Annotated in this window: 16 protein-coding genes and 2 pseudogenes; 11 read left to right on the forward strand and 7 right to left on the reverse strand. The window is 70.7% G+C overall.

Annotation, left to right across the window (positions count from 1 at the left end; all coding sequences use genetic code 11):
* Positions 1 to 7 precede the first annotated feature (7 nt).
* Complete coding sequence (locus tag OG714_RS48175; RefSeq protein WP_406130822.1) at positions 8 to 1,150, forward strand: LLM class flavin-dependent oxidoreductase; 1,143 nt, start codon at positions 8 to 10, stop codon at positions 1,148 to 1,150.
* Positions 1,151 to 1,184: 34 nt separating this feature from the next.
* Here OG714_RS48175 and OG714_RS48180 read toward each other — a convergent pair whose 3' ends face one another.
* The 4 genes from OG714_RS48180 to OG714_RS48195 all read right to left on the reverse strand — a co-directional run bounded on the left by OG714_RS48180 (position 1,185) and on the right by OG714_RS48195 (position 6,677).
* Positions 1,185 to 2,417: a GNAT family N-acetyltransferase gene (locus OG714_RS48180; protein ID WP_406130823.1), complete on the reverse strand. Its 1,233-nt coding sequence runs from the start codon at positions 2,415 to 2,417 to the stop codon at positions 1,185 to 1,187.
* 142 nt (positions 2,418 to 2,559) lie between these two features.
* A complete protein-coding gene (locus OG714_RS48185; protein WP_406130824.1) occupies positions 2,560 to 3,594 on the reverse strand; it encodes an acyl-CoA dehydrogenase family protein in 1,035 nt (344 codons plus the stop codon).
* A gap of 90 nt (positions 3,595 to 3,684) precedes the next feature.
* Positions 3,685 to 5,382, reverse strand: a complete 1,698-nt coding sequence (locus OG714_RS48190) for a purine-cytosine permease family protein (RefSeq protein WP_406130825.1) — start codon at positions 5,380 to 5,382, stop codon at positions 3,685 to 3,687.
* Between the two features lie 212 nt (positions 5,383 to 5,594).
* Positions 5,595 to 6,677, reverse strand: a complete 1,083-nt coding sequence (locus OG714_RS48195) for a substrate-binding domain-containing protein (protein WP_406130826.1) — start codon at positions 6,675 to 6,677, stop codon at positions 5,595 to 5,597.
* A 111-nt stretch (positions 6,678 to 6,788) separates the two neighbouring features.
* Between OG714_RS48195 and OG714_RS48200 the strand changes: the two genes are divergently transcribed.
* The 9 genes and pseudogenes from OG714_RS48200 (at position 6,789) to OG714_RS48240 (ending at position 14,997) form a co-directional block, all read left to right on the forward strand.
* A complete protein-coding gene (locus OG714_RS48200; RefSeq protein ID WP_406130827.1) occupies positions 6,789 to 7,277 on the forward strand; it encodes a MarR family winged helix-turn-helix transcriptional regulator in 489 nt (162 codons plus the stop codon).
* 90 nt (positions 7,278 to 7,367) lie between these two features.
* Positions 7,368 to 7,724, forward strand: coding sequence for a YciI family protein (locus OG714_RS48205; RefSeq protein ID WP_406130828.1), 357 nt, complete (start codon positions 7,368 to 7,370; stop codon positions 7,722 to 7,724).
* Positions 7,724 to 8,920, forward strand: coding sequence for an RNA polymerase sigma factor (locus OG714_RS48210; protein ID WP_406130829.1), 1,197 nt, complete (start codon positions 7,724 to 7,726; stop codon positions 8,918 to 8,920). Before OG714_RS48205 ends, OG714_RS48210 begins: the two co-directional genes overlap by 1 nt.
* A 103-nt stretch (positions 8,921 to 9,023) precedes the next feature.
* Positions 9,024 to 10,355 (forward strand): annotated as a pseudogene (locus tag OG714_RS48215) (aldehyde dehydrogenase family protein); the annotation flags it as partial.
* A gap of 51 nt (positions 10,356 to 10,406) precedes the next feature.
* The gene (locus OG714_RS48220; protein ID WP_406130830.1) at positions 10,407 to 10,781 is read left to right on the forward strand and encodes an ArsR/SmtB family transcription factor; all 375 of its coding nucleotides are present in this window, start codon (positions 10,407 to 10,409) and stop codon (positions 10,779 to 10,781) included.
* Positions 10,778 to 11,410 carry an SRPBCC family protein gene (locus OG714_RS48225; protein ID WP_406130831.1) on the forward strand — a complete coding sequence of 211 codons (633 nt, stop codon included), beginning with the start codon at positions 10,778 to 10,780 and terminating at the stop codon, positions 11,408 to 11,410. Before OG714_RS48220 ends, OG714_RS48225 begins: the two co-directional genes overlap by 4 nt.
* Positions 11,411 to 11,493: 83 nt before the next feature.
* Entirely contained in the window at positions 11,494 to 12,549 is a 1,056-nt protein-coding gene (locus OG714_RS48230) for an NAD-dependent epimerase/dehydratase family protein (protein ID WP_406130832.1), read from the forward strand.
* A gap of 135 nt (positions 12,550 to 12,684) precedes the next feature.
* Entirely contained in the window at positions 12,685 to 14,049 is a 1,365-nt protein-coding gene (locus OG714_RS48235) for a phospholipase (RefSeq protein WP_406130833.1), read from the forward strand.
* A gap of 42 nt (positions 14,050 to 14,091) precedes the next feature.
* Entirely contained in the window at positions 14,092 to 14,997 is a 906-nt protein-coding gene (locus OG714_RS48240) for an aldo/keto reductase (RefSeq protein ID WP_406130834.1), read from the forward strand.
* A 13-nt stretch (positions 14,998 to 15,010) separates the two neighbouring features.
* Here the strand turns inward: OG714_RS48240 and OG714_RS48245 are convergent, their stop codons facing one another.
* The 3 genes and pseudogenes from OG714_RS48245 to OG714_RS48255 form a co-directional block, all read right to left on the reverse strand.
* Positions 15,011 to 15,469, reverse strand: coding sequence for a pyridoxamine 5'-phosphate oxidase family protein (locus OG714_RS48245; RefSeq protein ID WP_406130835.1), 459 nt, complete (start codon positions 15,467 to 15,469; stop codon positions 15,011 to 15,013).
* 109 nt (positions 15,470 to 15,578) lie between these two features.
* Positions 15,579 to 15,707 (reverse strand): annotated as a pseudogene (locus OG714_RS48250) (dienelactone hydrolase family protein); the annotation flags it as partial.
* A gap of 177 nt (positions 15,708 to 15,884) precedes the next feature.
* Positions 15,885 to 16,985, reverse strand: a complete 1,101-nt coding sequence (locus OG714_RS48255) for a sodium-dependent transporter (protein ID WP_406130836.1) — start codon at positions 16,983 to 16,985, stop codon at positions 15,885 to 15,887.
* Between the two features lie 239 nt (positions 16,986 to 17,224).
* On the opposite strand from OG714_RS48255, the gene OG714_RS48260 reads away from it, so the two are divergent.
* A complete protein-coding gene (locus OG714_RS48260) occupies positions 17,225 to 17,596 on the forward strand; it encodes a BlaI/MecI/CopY family transcriptional regulator (RefSeq protein WP_406130837.1) in 372 nt (123 codons plus the stop codon).
* Positions 17,597 to 17,728 lie beyond the last annotated feature (132 nt).

Raw genomic sequence — 17,728 nt, forward strand, 5'->3', positions numbered from 1 at the left:
ACCCCACGTGTCCCTCACCTTCCACTGGTTCCTCCCCACCAACGGGGACAGCCGCCATGTCGTGGGCGGCGGTCACGGCACCCCCGCCACCGCCTCCGGCCGGGACCGGCCGCCGACGGTCGCCTACCTGAGCCAGATCGCCCGCGCGGCGGAGGACCTCGGCTTCGTGGGCGCCCTCACGCCCACCGGCGCCTGGTGCGAGGACGCGTGGCTCACCACCGCGATGGTCAGCCAGAACACCGAACGCCTGAAGTTCCTGGTCGCCTTCCGGCCCGGCTTCGTCTCACCGACGCTCGCCGCGCAGATGGCGTCCACGTTCCAGCGGCAGACCGGCGGACGGCTGCTCCTCAACGTCGTCACCGGCGGCGAGAGCCACGAGCAGCGGGCCTACGGGGACTTCCTCGACAAGGACGACCGGTACCGTCGTACCGGCGAATTCCTGGAGATCGTACGGCAGTTGTGGGACGGGAAGACCGTCGATGTGGCCGGCGAGCACCTGCGCGTCGAGGACGCGAAGCTGGCGCGGCTGCCCGACCCGGTGCCCGAGGTGTACTTCGGGGGATCGTCGCCGATCGCGGGGGAGATCGCCGCCAAGTACGTGGACGTGTACCTCACTTGGGGCGAGCCGCCTGCCCAGGTCGCCGAGAAGATCGCCTGGATCAGGGGGCTGGCGGCGAAGGAGGGACGGACGCTCCGGTTCGGTATCCGGCTGCACGTGATCACGCGTGACACATCCGCGGAGGCCTGGGCCGAGGCGAACCGGCTGCTCGAAGGGTTCGACTCCGAGACCGTGAAGTCCGTACAGGCCGGGCTGGCGCGGAGCGAGTCCGAGGGGCAGCAGCGGATGCTGGCGCTGCACGGCGGGAGCCGGGACGGGCTGGAGATCCATCCCAACCTGTGGGCCGGGATCGGGCTCGTGCGGGGTGGGGCGGGGACGGCGTTGGTCGGCAGCCACGACGAGGTCGCCGAGCGGATCAAGGAGTACGCGGCGCTGGGGATCGAGGAGTTCGTGCTGTCCGGGTATCCGCACCTGGAGGAGGCCTACTGGTTCGGGGAAGGGGTGCTGCCGAGGCTGGCGGCGGAGGGAGTGTGGCAGCACCCTGCCGGCGAGCAGCGGGCCTCCGCGGCACAGGTGCCGTTCGCCGGGTGATCTGGGTGGGGCCGCGTTGCCTGCTGGCGTGTGGTCAGAACCAGTGCAGGCAGTGCGGGGAGCGGTCGGTGCGGAAGAGGGCGTCGGCGCGGGTGGCCGCGTCCGGGCGGTGGGCCCGGATGTGTCCGGCCCGCACGAGTGTGCTCGGGGAGGTACCGCCGAGGTAGAGCGAGCCCAGGTCGCGCACGTCCAGGGACAGGTCGGGCTCCCGGCCCGTCGGGACGCACTCGGCCTTGCCGTCCCGGACGGTCAGCAGGTAGCGGCCGTGCTCGTCGAGGAACGGGTCGTCGACGGCGAGGACGAGTTCGCCGTCCGTGAACCAGCCGCGCGTGGTCAGCGCACGCGGTACGTCCAGCAGCCGTACCCAGAGCCAGTCGGTGTCGCCGCCCACCTCGCCGGCGCGGAAGTCCGTGAGCTGCCAGCGCAGCGGGTGCTGGGGCGGGACGTGTTTGAACACGACCTGATCGACCAGGTCGTGTTCGAGTGCGAAGCGGGCCAGGGCGGTGAAGACGGCGTCGTCGGTGGCGATGGTCTCGTCGACCGTCAGGGTCTTGCCCTCACCGATCGAGTAGCTGGCGTACCCGTCCGGGACGCCGTCGGCGTTCCGGTGGACGGCCACGTAACGCGGCGCCGGCGAGATCGGGGGCTGACCCGCGCGCAGGGCCCACCATCGGTGCGGCCGGGACAGGGCGCCGGGCTGGGCGCGGCGGTACCCGTCGTAGACCTCTTCCAGGATTTCGCCGCACTCGGCACGGCGCAGCACCTCGACCGAGCCGGTGTCCGGACCGGTCCCCGGTGCGTCGGCCGTTCCGTGCGCCCGGGGAACGGTGAGGGCGCCCTTGTGGCGCGGCACCGTCAGCCGCGCCGTGTAGGTCGCCGGTCCGTAGCCGAACCTGCCGTAGATCGCGGCCTCGGAGGCCAGCAGCACGGAGAGGACCTCCCCGCGAGCCCGCAGCTCGGTGAGCTGATGCCGCATCATCGCGCTGAGCACGCCCCGGCGCCGGTGCGAGGGCAGGACGCCGACGGCGGTCACCCCGGAGGCCGGGACGAGGGTCTCACCGGGCAGGGTCAGTTCGAAGGGGTACGTGGCCGCCGTACCGACGGGCCGCCCGTCCGCCGTCAGGGCGAGCAGGCAGCGGTCCATTTCGAGCGCCGACCACCAGAGCCCGCCGCCCTCGACCGGGGTCTCCGGGAAGAGCCCGAACGCCGCATGGACCGTGTCGACGAAGACGTCATGGTCCTCGTCGGTCGTGGGACGGATCTCCATCGCTGCCGCTGCCTCCCCGATACCGGCACCACCTCCCGTGGTGTCCCGCCACAGTGCAGCGTCGCTCCGTGGCCAGGTCAACCGAATTACGGCCCGACACGACACAGCTCCTGAGGACAGGGCGGCCGACCGCTCGCCCGCCCTACGTGGCGGAGTCGGCCAGTGTCCTCAGGTGGGCCCTTCTCGACTCCGTCGTCTGGCCCTGCACCAGCAGGAACAGGGCCTCCCTCGCGAGGCGTTGGGCCCGGCTCGACAACGACAGCGCCCTGCCGCCGCCGGCCACCACCGCCGCCGTGGTCGCCGTCATCAGCACCTCGTACGCCTGCGTCCTGAGCGCCAGCCGTTCCGCCAAGTGCTCGTGCGGTACCGGGTGGTCGGCCAGGTCGTAGGCCTGCGTGCGCACCTTGTCGAGACGCGTGCGCAGCGGGCCGGACGTGTCGTCGTCCAGCAGGGCGAGGGCCGCCTCCGCGACGCCGAAGACCGCCGGTGACGCGTTCGTCGGCTTCGGGCGGTCGGTCCTCGCCCACTCCGCGTACGGCACGCGCAGGGCTACGGCGTCCTCCGGCAGCCACAGGCCGTCCAGTTCCAGCGACACCGTCCGGGACGCCGTGAGTGCCGCCAGCCGCATCGGGGCGGACGGCCGCAGCCCCTCCTGCTCCCGGGCCTCCGTGAACGCGAACAGTGCCTCGTCCGCGTCCGTCACCCCCGCGAGCAGCATGACGTCGTTGAGGCCCCAGCCCGTGTACCAGGGCACCGTCCCGTCGAAGCGCCAGCCGCCCCGCTCCCGGGTGACGCGTACCGGAGTTCGCGGATACGCCCGCAGGTGCGCGTACGCCACCCCGGACATCAGCTCCCCTCGCGCGAGCGGGCCCAACAGGCCCTCCCGCACGGGGAGTTCACTCTTCTCCAGGGTCATCACCGGCGTGTGGTGCTGCGTCTGCACGAACCATGTCGAGCAGCACGCCCCGGCCAGGATCTCCGCCGTCTCCCGCACCACCGCGGTCGGCGCCGCCGAGCCGCCGTAGGCCACGGGGGCGCTCACGCCCAGCAGACCGGACCGTTTGATCGCCTTGATGTGGTTCGCCGGGACGCCCTCCTGGTCGACCTGTTCGGCGTGCGGGGCGAGGAGGTCGTCCGCGAGTCGGCGGGCGCGGGTGACGAGGGAGTGGGAGGTCATGCGGGAGATTCTGCCGATCGGGCGGGCGGCCACGCGCGACGCTCCGGCCCGTGTCGTGGGACACGGGCCGGAGCGGTGGGAACGCGGGGGTCAGTCCGCCGAGCGGACGGCGGGCATCGCCAGGTCGACCGGGCCCGTGGCGCCGGGTGCACTCTTGCAGGAGTCGTGGCAGTCCTTCTCCAGGCTGCAGCACAGGGAGCAGATCGGGCCGGAGTGGAAGGGGCAGTTCGCCACGTCGGGGCGCTCGAAGTCCGTTGTGCAGACAGTGCAGTTGAGGATGACGGCCGAGGGGAGTCCGTCCGCGTCGAGCAGCGGCTCCGCCAGGTCGTCGAGGCGGGCGATGTAGTACTTGCCCTTGGTGAGGTACGCGAACAGCGGCGAGAGGACCATCGCCAGGAACAGGGCGATGAAGGGGGAGTACGCCTTGCCGTAGTCGCCGAACGCCTCGAAGTACGCGGCGATCGAGACCGCCGACGCGATGAGCATCGAGCCGAAGCCGACCGGGTTGAAGTTGTACAGGTGGGCGCGCTTGAACTCGATGTAGGACGGGCTGAGTTTGAGCGGCTTGTTGATGACCAGGTCGGCGACGACCGCGCCGATCCAGGCGATCGCCACGTTGGAGTAGAAGCCGAGGACCGTGTTGAGGAAGCCGAAGACGCCGCCCTCCATCAGGGCCAGGGCGATGCCGACGTTGAGGAAGATGTAGACCACACGGCCCGGGTGACGGTGTGTCAGGCGGGAGAAGAAGTTCGACCAGGACAGCGAACCGGAGTACGCGTTCGTCGAGTTGATCTTCACCTGGGACAGGATCACGAAGAACGTGGCGAGGCCCAGGGCGACGGGAGCGGCGAAGGTCTTGAAGCCGTGCACGTACTGCTGGATGGGCTCGTTGGCCTTGGCCAGGCCCACGCTGCCGGCGATGTAGAAGGCGAGGAACGCGCCGCCCATCTGCTTGGCCGCGCCGAGGACGACCCAGCCCGGGCCGGCGGAAAGCACGGCGCCCCACCACTTCTTGGCGTTCTCGGGCGTCTTGTCGGGCATGAAGCGCAGGTAGTCGACCTGCTCACCGATCTGCGCGATGAGCGAGAGGGCCACACCGGCACCCGCGCCGACACCGAGCATGCTGATGCTGGAACCGGTGGGGGAGTTGCCCGCGAAGTGCGTGAACTGCGAGAACTTGCCCGGCTCCTGGATCGCGATGGACACGAACGGCGCGACCATCAGCACCAGCCACACCGGCTGGGTCCACACCTGCATCTTGGAGAGCGCGGTCATGCCGTAGATCACCAGCGGCAGGATGATCAGCGAGCAGATCAAGTAGCCGACGGCGAGGGGGATGTGGAGGCCCAGGTCCAGCGCCTGCGCCATGATCGAGCCCTCTAGGGCGAAGAAGATGAAGGTGAAGCTGGCGTAGATGACCGACGTGAGGGTCGAGCCGAGGTAGCCGAAGCCCGCGCCCCGGGTCAACAGGTCCATGTCGATGGAGTACTTGGCCGAGTAGTACGAGATCGGGATGCCGGTGAGGAAGATCGTCACCGCCGCCGCCAGGATCGCCACCATGGCGCTGGAGAAGCCGTTCGAGATCGCGATGGAACCGCCGATGGCGAAGTCGGCGAGGTACGCGATACCGCCCAGGGCGGTGGTGGCCACCACGTAGGGCGTCCAGCGGCGGAAGGACTTCGGCGCGTAGCGCAGCGAGTAGTCCTCCAGCGTGTCGTTCTTCGCCCAGTCGTTGTAGGTCCGTCCGGCTGCCGTTGCCGGCGCCTCTTTGTCGACGATCTCGGTCACGACTCTTCCCTCTTCCACGGGTGTGGGTCATCTCCCGGACGGCCCGGGGGAGTTGGACGGAAGAGTCACGCCGAATTGTTTCCCGACCGTTTCGCCTGCTTTAAATGGACGGGCTTTTAAAACTCTTTTGGCGACGCGCGTAGAATTAATCGATGCTTCCTGTGGAAACTATTTCTGAAGGAAGGTACTCTCGGTCGGAGCAGGTGGGAAGGTCAGAGTTGGGCGACGATGTCGAAGTCGAAGGCGTCCGCCCGGGCCAGGTACAGCCGTTGGCGGAGGTGATTGCCGTGCAGACGCAGTACGCCTCGCGGGCCCTCGTACGAGACCGTGCCGCCCACCGCGCACATGGCGCCCACATCGAGCGACCGCGCCTGCTCGGCCAGTGCCGCGAGCAGCCGTACGCCTTCGAAGCAGGACTCGCCGAGGCTGCCGACGACGGGTGCCTCCACGCCGAAGCGGGCCGCGTAACGCCCGCTGAAATCAAGGCTTTCGGCGGTGGCGAGGGTCTCGAAGTAGCCGGCCGCCGCCCACAGCCCCTCGGTGGCCTCCGCGCCGGTGGACAGCAGGATGTTCTCGTCCATGTGCGTACTCAGCCGCAGACACCGCTGGTGCAACCCCCGCGCGGCGAACGCCCGGTTGAAGCGCGCCGCGTCGTCCCCGACCAGCAGCATCAGGACGGCGTCCGCCTCGCACCGCTCGACGCGCCGCAGCACCGGCCCGAACTCGTACGTCCCCAGCGGCACGAACACCTCGTCCCGCACCCGGCCGCCGCACTCCCGGGCGTAGCGGCGCGCGGCGCGGGCGGTCACACGGGGCCACACGTAGTCGTTGCCCACCGTGCACCAGCGCCGTACGCCGGTCTCCTCCGCCAACAGCCGCATGGCGGGCCGGAGTTGGGCGGCGTCGGTCTCGCCGGTCAGGAAGACGCCCGGCGTGCGCTCACCGCCCTCGTACTGCGCGGTGTACACGTACGGCACCCGGCCCGCGATGCGCGGCACCAGCGCCTTGCGGACCGCCGAGGTGTGCCAGCCGACCACCGCGTCTACCGCGCGCATCGACACCAGGACCTCGACCTCGGCCGCCACCCGCTCCGCGGGCGCGCCGCCGTCCACCACGATGAGACGGACCTCGCGGCCCAACACGCCGCCGGTGGCGTTGAGTTCCTCCACGGCGAGCTGCGCGGCCAGTTCGCACGACGGGCCGAAGACGCCCGCCGGACCCTGCAGAGGTACGACCAGCGCCACGACCAGAGTCCTGACCGGGCCGCTGATCCGCCCGGGCGGCAGGGGATGCACCAGACCACCTCCGTGAGGGCGTGAGGGCACGGAAACCGGGCCCGGCCCCGGCGCCCTCGCAGAGGCTCGTAATCTGAACCGCACAGTAGACCTACCGGAAGGACAGCGGCAATGTCGTCCGTACCGTCGCCGGCCCTCGCCCACCTGCTGAGTCACGCCGAGCGGCGGCTGGGCCTGCGCATGACCGTCGTCCTGGCCGAGGAGAACTGCTCGGTCGAGCAGTGGCGCGTCCTGTCGGTCATCGCCGACGGCAAGGGGCATCCGATGACCGAGATCGCGGACCAGGTGCTGATGCCGGCACCGAGCCTCACCAAACTGGTGGACCGCATGGTCGCCGACAACCTCGTCCACCGCCGCCCCGACCGGGCCGACCGCCGCCGCGTCCTGCTCCACCTCACCCCGCGCGGCCGCGGCCTCCACCAGCGCGCGGCCCACCGCCTGCTCGCCGACCAGACGCGGCTCCTCGACGCGATCGACGACCAGGGCGACCTCGTACGATTGCTTGCCCGGCTCACGGCGGCGCTCGACCAGGAACCCGCGGAGGGGACCGGGGCCGATGTGACGGACGGGCCCGCGGAGAAAATCCTGCCGGTTTCCTGAGGCGAGGTGTCGATCCGGCACCATGGCCTTCGTGTAGGAGGTGAGAGAACCCCCGGAGGGTTCGAGAATCCCTGCGCCATGGAGGACGTCATGCAGCACTACCTGCTCAGCGTGATCACCCCGACCGACGGTCAGATGCCCTCGCCCGAGGAGATGGCGGAGATCGTCCGCAAGCTGGAGATCTTCCACGACGAACTGGAGGCCGCCGGGGCCTGGGTCTTCGCCGGTGGACTGCACGGGCCGGAGACGGCGACCGTGCTGCGTCCCAAGGACGGTGACGTGCTGATCACCGACGGGCCGTACGCCGAGGGCAAGGAGTATCTGGGCGGGCTCTGCCTGATCAAGGCGGCCGACCTGGACGCGGCGCTGGAGTGGGGGAAGCGGGCGACCTGGGCCACCACGCTGCCCGTCGAGGTGCGCCCCTTCATGAACACGGCCGAGGACTGATGCCGTTCGACACCGACATCGAGGCCGTGTTCCGTGCCGAGTACGGGCGAGCGGTCTCGGTCCTGGTGCGCTTCCTCGGCGACATCGACCTCGCCGAGGAAGCGGTCCAGGACGCCTTCACCACGGCCGTGCGGAAGTGGCCGGAGACCGGTGTGCCGCCGAGCCCGGCCGGGTGGATCATCACGACCGCCCGCAACCGCGCGATCGACCGGCTGCGCCGCGAGTCCTCGCGGGAGGCCCGCCACACCGAGGCCGCCCAGCTGTACGCGTCCGACGCGCCCGCCGAGGAGGGACCCGTGCGCGACGACCAACTCCGTCTGATCTTCACCTGCTGCCACCCCGCGCTCGCCACCCAGGCACAGGTCGCGCTCACGCTGCGGCTGCTCGGCGGGCTCACCACCGCCCGGATCGCCCACGCCTTCCTGGTGCCGGAGCCGACGATGGCCCAGCGCCTCGTCCGCGCCAAGGCGAAGATCCGCGACGCGCGGATCCCGTACCGCGTGCCCCGCGACGCCGACCTCCCCGACCGGCTGGAGGGCGTCCTGGCCGTCGTCTACCTCATCTTCAACGAGGGCTACACCGGCTCGCCCGAACTGTGCGCCGAGGCCCTGCGCCTCGGCTGCCTCCTGTCCGAGCTGATGCCGGACGAGCCCGAGGTCGCCGGCCTGCTCGCGCTGATGCTGCTCATCGAGTCGCGCCGGGCCGCCCGGGAGGGCGCGGACGGTGAGCTGGTGCCGCTGCCCGAGCAGGACCGCGACCGGTGGGACGGCGAGCTGATCGCCGACGGCCAGTCACTCGTCCGGCGGTGCCTGCGGCTGAACAACCCAGGGCCGTACCAGATCCAGGCCGCGATCAACGCCGTGCACAGCGACGCACCGACCGCGGACGCGACGGACTGGGGACAGATCCTCCAGCTGTACGACCAGTTGACGGCCGTCGCCCCGAGTCCGGTCGTCGCCCTGAACCGGGCCGTCGCCGTCGCCGAGGTCGACGGTCCGCGCAAGGCCCTCGACCTCGTGGACGCGCTGGACCTGGACGGTTACCACGTGCTGCACGCCGTGCGCGCCGATCTGCTGCGCCGGCTGGGGCGCGACACCGAGGCCGTCCAGGCGTACGAGGCGGCCATCGCCCGCACCGGGAGCGCGGCGGAACGCGGCTACCTTGAACGCCGCCGCCGGGAACTCGTCCGCATGTGACAGCCGCGAGGCGGAAGGTGACCATGGCCGCACCGGAATTTTTCCCGGTGCAAGAATGGTTGCTATATACACCTGACCGTCCAGAACCCCCACGCACCAGCAGCGAGGCACCGTGAACCAGTCCAGCCCCGAGCAGCCCGCCGACATCGTGGCCCGGCTGCGCGCCACCTTCCGCACCGGCCGCACCAAGCCCGTCGAGTGGCGCACCGCCCAACTGCGCCGCCTGCGCGAGATGCTCACGGAGCACGGCGACGACCTCGCCGCCGCCCTCCACGCCGACCTGGGCAAGAGCGCCAACGAGGCCCAGCGCACCGAGATCGGCTTCACGATCCGCGAGATCGACCACACCCTCGATCACCTCGAGGAGTGGCTGCGCCCCGAGTCCGCGCCCGTCCCGGCCCACGTCGGCGCCGACGCGACCGCCTGGACGCAGTACGACCCGCTCGGCGTCGTCCTCGTGATCGCCCCCTGGAACTACCCGGTCCAGCTCCTGCTCACCCCGGTCGTCGGCGCGCTCGCCTCCGGTGACGCGGTGGTCGTCAAGCCCAGCGAGATGGCCCCGGCCACCTCCGCCGCCATCGCCCGGCTGCTGCCCGCCTACCTCGACACCGACGCGGTCGCCGTCGTGGAAGGCGGTGTTCCCGAGACCACGGCCCTGCTCGCCGAGCACTTCGACCACATCTTCTACACCGGCAACGGCGCCGTCGGCCGCATCGTCCTGCGCGCCGCCGCCGAGCACTTGACCCCGGTCGCCCTCGAACTCGGCGGCAAATCCCCGGCGTTCGTCGACCGCGACGCCGATCTCGCCGTCGTCGCCGACCGGTTGGCGCGCGGCAAGTTCCTCAACGCCGGCCAGACCTGTGTCGCCCCCGACTACGTCCTGACCGACCCGGAGACCGCCGCCGCGCTCGAACCCCTGCTGGCGAGCGCCGTCGAGAAGGCCTACGGCGCCGACCCGCAGACCTCCGGCGAGTACGGCCGGATCGTCAACGAGCGGCACTTCGACCGGCTCGCCGGACTGCTCGACTCAGGCCGGGTCGTCGTCGGCGGACGCAGCGACCGCGGTGACAAGTACATCGCGCCGACCGTCCTCGCCGACGTGGACCCGAAGGCACCCGTCATGGCGGAGGAGATCTTCGGCCCGATCCTGCCGATCGTCACCGTCCCCGGCCTCGACGCGGCGATCGACTTCATCAACGACCGTGACAAGCCCCTCGCCCTGTACGTCTTCACGGACTCGGACGACACCCGCGCCCGGATCGCCGCCGAGACCTCCTCCGGTGCCGTCGGCTACGGCCTCCCGCTCGCCCACCTCACCGTCTCCGACCTGCCCTTCGGCGGCGTGGGGGAGAGCGGCATGGGCAACTATCACGGCCGCTACTCCATCGAGACGTTCAGCCACCGCAAGGCGCTGCTGGAGAAGCCGCTGGTCTGAGGTATGTATCACCAGCTGCTTATATAAGTGGCTGGTGATACATTGGTGCTCATGCACGCCTTCGATGTGCTCGGAGACCCCGTGCGCCGCCGCATCCTGGAACTGCTCGCCGAGGGCGAGCAGTCCGCCGGCACGGTCAGCGATGTCGTCCGGCGGGAGTTCGGGATAACGCAGCCCGCGGTCTCCCAGCATCTGAAGGTGCTGCGGGAGAACGGTTTCGCGACGGTACGGCCGGACGGCACCCGGCGCCTGTACGCGGTCGACTCCGAGCCGCTGCGGGACATCGACGCCTGGCTCGACCGGTTCCGCCGCTACTGGACCCCTCATCTGGACGCCCTGGCCACCGAGTTGGCCCGGGGCAGGCGCGAGCGCCGGCTCCGCGAGGCCGACGACGACAGCCCCGACGAGTCGAGGAGCACCCCATGATCGACGTCACCCACCAGGTCAACTCCGTGAGCCGCCGGGTCGGCCGACGCGACTTCAAGGCCGGCGAGGCCCGCGTGGTGACCCTCGCCCGGTCCTACGACTCCCCGCCCGACGACGTCTGGGACGCCTGCACCAACCCCGAGCGCATCCCGCGCTGGTTCCTGCCGGTCACCGGCGAACTGCGGCTGGGCGGGCGATACCAGTTGCAGGGCAACGCGGGCGGCACCGTCGAGCGCTGCGACCCGCCCAAGAGCTTCTTCGCGACCTGGGAGTTCGGCGGCGAAGTGAGCTGGATCGAGCTCCGGTTGACGCCCGAGGGCGACGGCACGCGCTTCGAGTTGGAGCACATCGCCCATGTCGACGACACGAAGTGGGCCGAGTTCGGGCCAGGCGCGGTGGGCGTCGGCTGGGACTCGATCCTGCTCGGGCTCGACGGCGATCTGTCGGGCACCCCTGCCGTGAAGCCCGAGGACGCCATGGCCTGGCTGGCGTCCGAGGAGGGCCGCCGCTTCGTCACGGCGAGCAGCGAGGCGTGGTGCGCGGCGAACGTGGCGAGCGGCGAGGACGCGACGGTGGCCCGCGAGTGCGCCGACCGGACCACCGCCGCCTATACGGGGACGGGGAGTTGAGAGCCGTAGCGACCGAAACGCTGACCCGGGACTGATCACCGTTGTAGCGTGCGCGCTGGATGCCACGGTGATCGGAGCCAGGGATGAGTGTCGGCGGCGAGACGGTGTTGGTGACCGGTGGCAGCGGATTCGTCGGCAGCCATCTGGTCCGGCAGTTGCTGGAGCGCGGCTACCGGGTGCACACCACCGTGCGGTCCCTTAGCAACGAGGCGAAGGTCGCGCCGCTGCGGGCCATGGGGGAGCAATTCCCGGGCGCGCTGGGGCTGTTCGAGGCCGATCTGCTGGCGGAGGGTTCCTTCGACGCGGCGATGGAGGGCTGCCGGGTCGTCTTCCACGTGGCCTCGCCGTTCCTGATGCCGGAGAAGATCAAGGACGGCCAGAAGGACGTCGTCGACCCCGCGCTCACCGGCACCCGGAACGTCCTCGCCGGCATCGAACGCACGCCCACCGTCGAGAAGTTGGTGTTCACCTCGACGGTCGGCGCGATCTTCGGCGACTACGTCGACGTACTCGCGATGAAGGACGAGACCCTCTCCGAGGACTACTTCAACACCACCAGCACCGTCGAGAACAACCCCTACCACTACGCCAAGACGGTCGCCGAACGCGCCGCCTGGGACGCGGAACAGACGCAGACCCGCTGGCGCATGGTCGCCGTCAACCCCGGCCTGATCCTGGGCCCTTCACTCACCCCGGCCTCCGACTCCGGCAGCCTGTTCCTCCTCGACGAGCTGTTCAAGGGCTACTTCTTCTACGGGGCACCCGACTTCAGCTTCACCGTCGCCGACGTGCGGGACGTCGCGGGCGCGCACATCGCGGCGGCGGAGAACCCCGACGCGCACGGCCGTTACATCGTCGCCGCGGACCGGATGGCGTCCTTCCTCGACATGTCACGCGCCCTGCGACAGCGCCTCCCGCGCGACTACCGGCTGCCCCGGCACGGTCTCCCGCACTGGCCGGTGCGTGTCCTCGGCCCGGCGTTCGGGCTCACCCAGGACTACATCCGCAAGCACCTCGGGATCAGGTTCGCCGTCGACAACCGGCGCGGCGTGAAGGAACTCGGCATCGACTACCGGCCGTTGGAGGAGACTCTCCTCGATCACCACCTGGCCTGGCGGCAGTTGAGGAAATCGCGCTGACCGGGTCACGTCCTTTGGCGTTCACTCCGCCGACGGGCCGCCCCTCTTGACTGGTTCAGACCAGAGGCGCTTGGGTGTGGCCCGATCACCTTTCCTGTGTCATGAGCCTGACCACACTCGAACCGAAGGGCACCCATGCGAACCCCCCACGCCCTGCTAGCCGTCGCCGCCGCGCTGTCGGCGGCGATCGTCGCCCCACCGGCCGGAGCCGCCGACGCGGTCCCCGCCCCCGGCATCTACTACGTGCAGAGCGCCACGACCGGGCTCGACGCGGCCGACAAGGGGGGAGCGGTGGAGCAGCGCAACCCCAAGGGCAACGAGGACCACCAGCAGTGGAGCCTCCGGCCGAGCGGATCGTCGTACGTCCTGGAGAGCACCGACACGGCCGGCAGCTGTCTGGGCCGCTCGGGCAGCCAGGCCAGGACCGTCGCCTGCACGAGCGCCGACGCGGCCTGGCAGATCACCCCGCTTGGCGGCGACCAGTACACGCTCAAAGTCCCGGGCGCGGAAAGCTACTTGACCGTGGCCGCCAAGCCCTCCGGCGCCAACTACCCGGCCCAGCTGGCCATCGGCTCCGCCGGCGGACTCGCCTCCTGGTACCTCACGCCGATCACCTCACCCACCAGGCCGATGCCCGCCCAGGACCAACGCACCCTGGACCAGGTCACGTTCCTCACCGCGCACAACGCCTACGCCAACGGGGTCGACGGCGGATTCGCCCCGCCCTTCGTGAACTTCTTCCCGAACCAGTCACGCGGCATCAACCAGCAACTCTCCGACGGCGTACGGGGGTTCATGCTGGACATCCACCAGACCCCCGACGGCGCGATCCTCTGCCACGACAGCTGCACCCTGGTCAGCAGCCCGGTCGCCCTGAACGTCGACCTCCAGCGCATGGTCGACTTCCTCAAGACGCACCCCGACCAGTTCGTCACCGTCTTCCTGGAGGACTACGTCGACCCGGGCGTCCTGCGCAGCGAACTCGCCCGCGTCAACGGCCTGTACGACGTGCTGTACCGCCCCGACCAGACCGGCGTACGGCAGAACGGCTGGCCGAAGATGGCCGACCTCATCGCCGCCAACCACCGCCTGCTGATCTTCACCGACCACAGCCGCGCCTCCGACGAGTCCGCCGGACTGACCCGGGACAGCTTCGGCGTGATGTACCAGCGCGACTGGACCGTCGAGAACTACTGGTCCATGGGCTCCGGCGCGAGCTCCTCCGACTGGTCCTGTTACAGCCGCTGGTACGGCAGCGACCTCAACGTCCCGCTGACCCAGACCTATTCGGGGTTCCGCCCGCTGTTCGTCATGAACCACTTCCGTGACGCCACGATCGCCGGCACGGCACAGACCGACAACACCAAGGTCCTCGACCGGGCCCAGCGGTTCTGCCAGCCGGCCGCCCGCAAGAAGCCCAACTTCCTCGCCGTGGACCGCTATGACCTCGGTGACCCGACCTCCGCGGTCAACTCCCTGAACGGCTACACGTATCCGTAAAGTGCGGTCGGCCCTTCGGCGGACGTGTGCGAAACTCCGCTGATGACCTCTGAGAAGATCACCGCGGCCGCCGCGGGCACCTGGAAACTCGGCGACCTGTCCGTCAACCGCATCGGCTTCGGCGCGATGCGGCTGACGGGCAGCGCCGCCTTCCACCACGGAACGCCGAGCGACCGCGACCGCTCGATCGCCGTGCTGCGCAGGGCGGTCGAGCTGGGTGTGAACCACATCGACACGGCCGCCTTCTACTTCTCGTCCCTGCGGTCCGCCAACGAACTCATCAACACCGCACTCGCCCCCTACGCCGACGACCTCGTGATCGCCACGAAGGTCGGCCCCTTCCGCAACTACTCGGGGGAGTGGGGCACTTCGGCCCGCCCCGACGACCTGCGCGGCCATGTCGAGGAGAACCTGCGGCAGTTGGGGCGCGACCACCTGGACGTGGTCTACCTCCGCCGGATGCGGCAGGACTCGATCGCCGAGCACTTCGGCGCGCTCGCCGAACTCCGCGAGGAGGGACTGGTCCGGCACCTCGCGATCTCCGACGTCGAGCCCAGGCATCTCGCCGAGGCGCAGGAGATCGCCCCGGTGGTGAGTGTGCAGAACCGGTTCGGGCTCGACTCGTCCAGCCCCGAGGCCGACGACATGCTGCGGATCTGCGGGGAACAGGGCATCGCCTTCGTGCCGTTCTTCGCCATCGCGGGCGAGGCCGGCTCGCAGGGCGCCACCACCGCCCACGACGACGAGGTGCTGGCCATCGCGGGTGCCCACGAGGTCAGCCCCGCCCAGATCCGGCTCGCCTGGTCCCTCGCGCAGGGCCCGCACGTCCTCGCCATCCCCGGCACGGGCAACCCCGACCACCTCACCGAGAACGTGGCGACGGGGGCGATCCGGCTGACCGAGGACGAGTTGACCCGGCTCAACGAGCTGCACCGGAAGGCAGGTTGACGGTCGGCCGGGCTCACACCACCCAGGTTCCGTCCCGCATCAGATGGCGCTGGGGCAGCTCGCGCACCTCGTGCCACGCCTGGACGCCGAGCGGCCGCACCCGGAAGAAGGCGTAGGGCGCACGGTCCTCGCGGGGATCCCAGTCGTACTTCGCGTGGAAGGCGTCGGCAGCGGCGGCCGGGACATCCTGGGCGGTGAAGGCCGTCGCCTCGCCGTCGATGAGTACGACGTCCCGGGTGTCGGCGAACGCGAGCCGAGTCCGCCGCCCGGCGCTGAGATTTCGGCCCGTGGGGTTCGTGGCCCGGGTGGACAGCCATACGGCCTGCCCGTCCCAGGCGAACCACAGCGGCACCAGACAGGGCAGCCCGTGTGCGTCCGCCGAGGCCACCCAGATGTCCAACTCCCGTTCCAGCCGGGCCAGTACGTCACGCCTGCGCTCTTCGGGGCCGCGGGGCGGCACGGTGATCGTCATGCCCGGGACGCTACCGGCGCCGCCCGCGCGGCACCTCGGGCCAGGGGCGTAGGACCTTGGCCCGAGGGCGGTCGGGCGTCAGCCCGGCTGCTTGTGCAGGAGTCGTGCGTCAGCCCGGCTGTTGGTGCAGGAACGGCACCGTGCTCGCCCAGGCGCGGGTGGCGGAGTCGGCGTCGTACACCGGGCGGCCGTCGTTGAAGAAGGCGTGGTTCGCCGGGTAGAGGCGCGGGTCCGGGGAAGGTGACGTTCTGGTGGGCCGGGGCTTCGGTCGACTTCGGCAGCTCGGCGGACATGGCGCTCAACTCCCGTACGGAGGTGCTCGGTTGGGGGTGGCGTCGTCGGGGCGGGGCCCGACGTGATCTCCAGCCTGGCACGGGCGGGTCCGGAGGGCGCCCCGGTCCCTCATTCCGTCTGGTCACTCCCTCTGGCGGACACGGATCGGCGCCGGGTTCAGTGCCGGGTCGGTTTCCTGCCCTGTGCGGACCACCCGTCCGGCGGCCACCTTCTGCAGCAGCCCGTACGCCAGCACCGGCAACAGGATGTGCGGGCGGTCGGGCAGGGTCGTCGTGATCAGCACCGCGCTCGCACTGCTGTTGTTCATCCCGCAGGCCAGCGTCACCGATGCACCCGCCCGGGCGTCGAGGCGAAGCGCCCGCGAGGCCACCCGGCCCAGCGTGAAGGACAGCCCGCACACCGTCGCGGCGACACCGAGCGCCGCCAGCAGGAGGACCGGGCGCGGATGGCGCAGGAAGGGGCCGAGCACCCCGCTCGCGTTGACGTACGTCAGCAGCAGCGAACCCGGGAGCGCCGCGGGCACGGCCACGCCGATGAGTCCGTCCCGTGCGCGTCGGGGCAGCACCAGCCGGCACAGGATGCCCGCCGCGCAGGGCAGCACGACCGAGGTGAGGGCGAACGCGTCCCCGGCCGACCGGGCGGCCACGGCGAGTCTGCCCGCGTAGTCGCCCTGGAGCAGCGGGCACAGGACGGCCAGGGTGAGCGGGACGGTGAGCGGGCTGACCAGGGTGGAGGCGAGCACCAGGCCGACGGCCGTGGGCTGGTCGCCGTCCCCCTTCGCGGTCCACACCGTCGCCCCGGCGGCCACCGGCATGGCGACGACGAGGATCATCGCGGTGATCATGCCGCTGCCGCCGTCCTGGTCCGGCGACAGCCGCAGGGCGAGGGCCACCCCGGGGACGATCAGCAGCGGCACCAGGAGGTGCAGCGCGAGGCCCGCGAGCAGGGCGGCGGGGCGCCGTAGAAGCAACCGCAGTTCACGCAGCGGGACCTGGAGACCGGCGCCGAACAGGACCAGGGCGAGGAGCAACTGGGGTGTCCGCAGGGGCAGTTCGGCGATGCCCGTCGCATGCGGGTGCCGGAGCCACAGGCCGGGGCCGGGCAGCACCGCCGCGGCGAGGTACGTCACGGCGACGGCCCGGCCCAGGTGGCGGCGGAGCAGGGCGAGCAGACGGGGTGCGGAGGGAATCCCGGCGGGGATCCTGGATGAGTGGGGACACATCGTGGCGCTCTTCCGTCGTAGGGCCTGGGCGGAGACGGAGCGCCGGTATCGCGTGGAAACCCGTCGACACGCGCGGGGGGACGAGTGTGCGCAGCCCTGCGGTCATCGTCGACGGTCCCTTCCATAATGGGCGGGCGAAAATGGGCACTCGGGCGCGGTGACGAGACGGCACCCGAGTGACTACAATTCTGTAGACGGTCTACCGAACTGTAGACGAAGACGGGGTGAGGATCGTTCCCATGGCCGACGCGAAGGACGAACGCCGACCGGCGGGTGAGCTGGAGGCCACCGTCATGGCCGCGCTCTGGGCCGCCGGCGACCCGCAGACCGCCGGGGAGGTGCAGCTGAGCCTCGACACGGGCCTGGCCCGCACCACGGTGACGACGATCCTGACCCGACTGCACGGCAAGGGCGTCGTGGAGCGGCGGCGGCAGGGTCGGGGGTACGCCTACTTTCCGGTGCAGGACGCGCAGGGGCTCACGGCCCGTCGTATGCACACGGAGCTCGACCGGGACGGCGACCGGCAGACGGTGCTCGCCCGCTTCGTCGCTCAGCTCAGCCCGGACGACGAGCGGGTGCTGCGGGACCTTCTGGAATCCGGGGAGGCGTGAAGGCCGGCGATCGTGAAGACCGGCGGCTGGTGAAGTCCGGTGGGCCGTAGGAGCGGGTGAGCGGTGGAATTCGCTCCGCCGCCCCGTGTGCCCGCCCGGCCGCCCGTGACTCTCGGGGACTTTTCAAAGTCC

This window comes from Streptomyces sp. NBC_00989 (genome assembly GCF_045162655.1).
Taxonomy (GTDB): Bacteria; Actinomycetota; Actinomycetes; order Streptomycetales; family Streptomycetaceae; genus Streptomyces.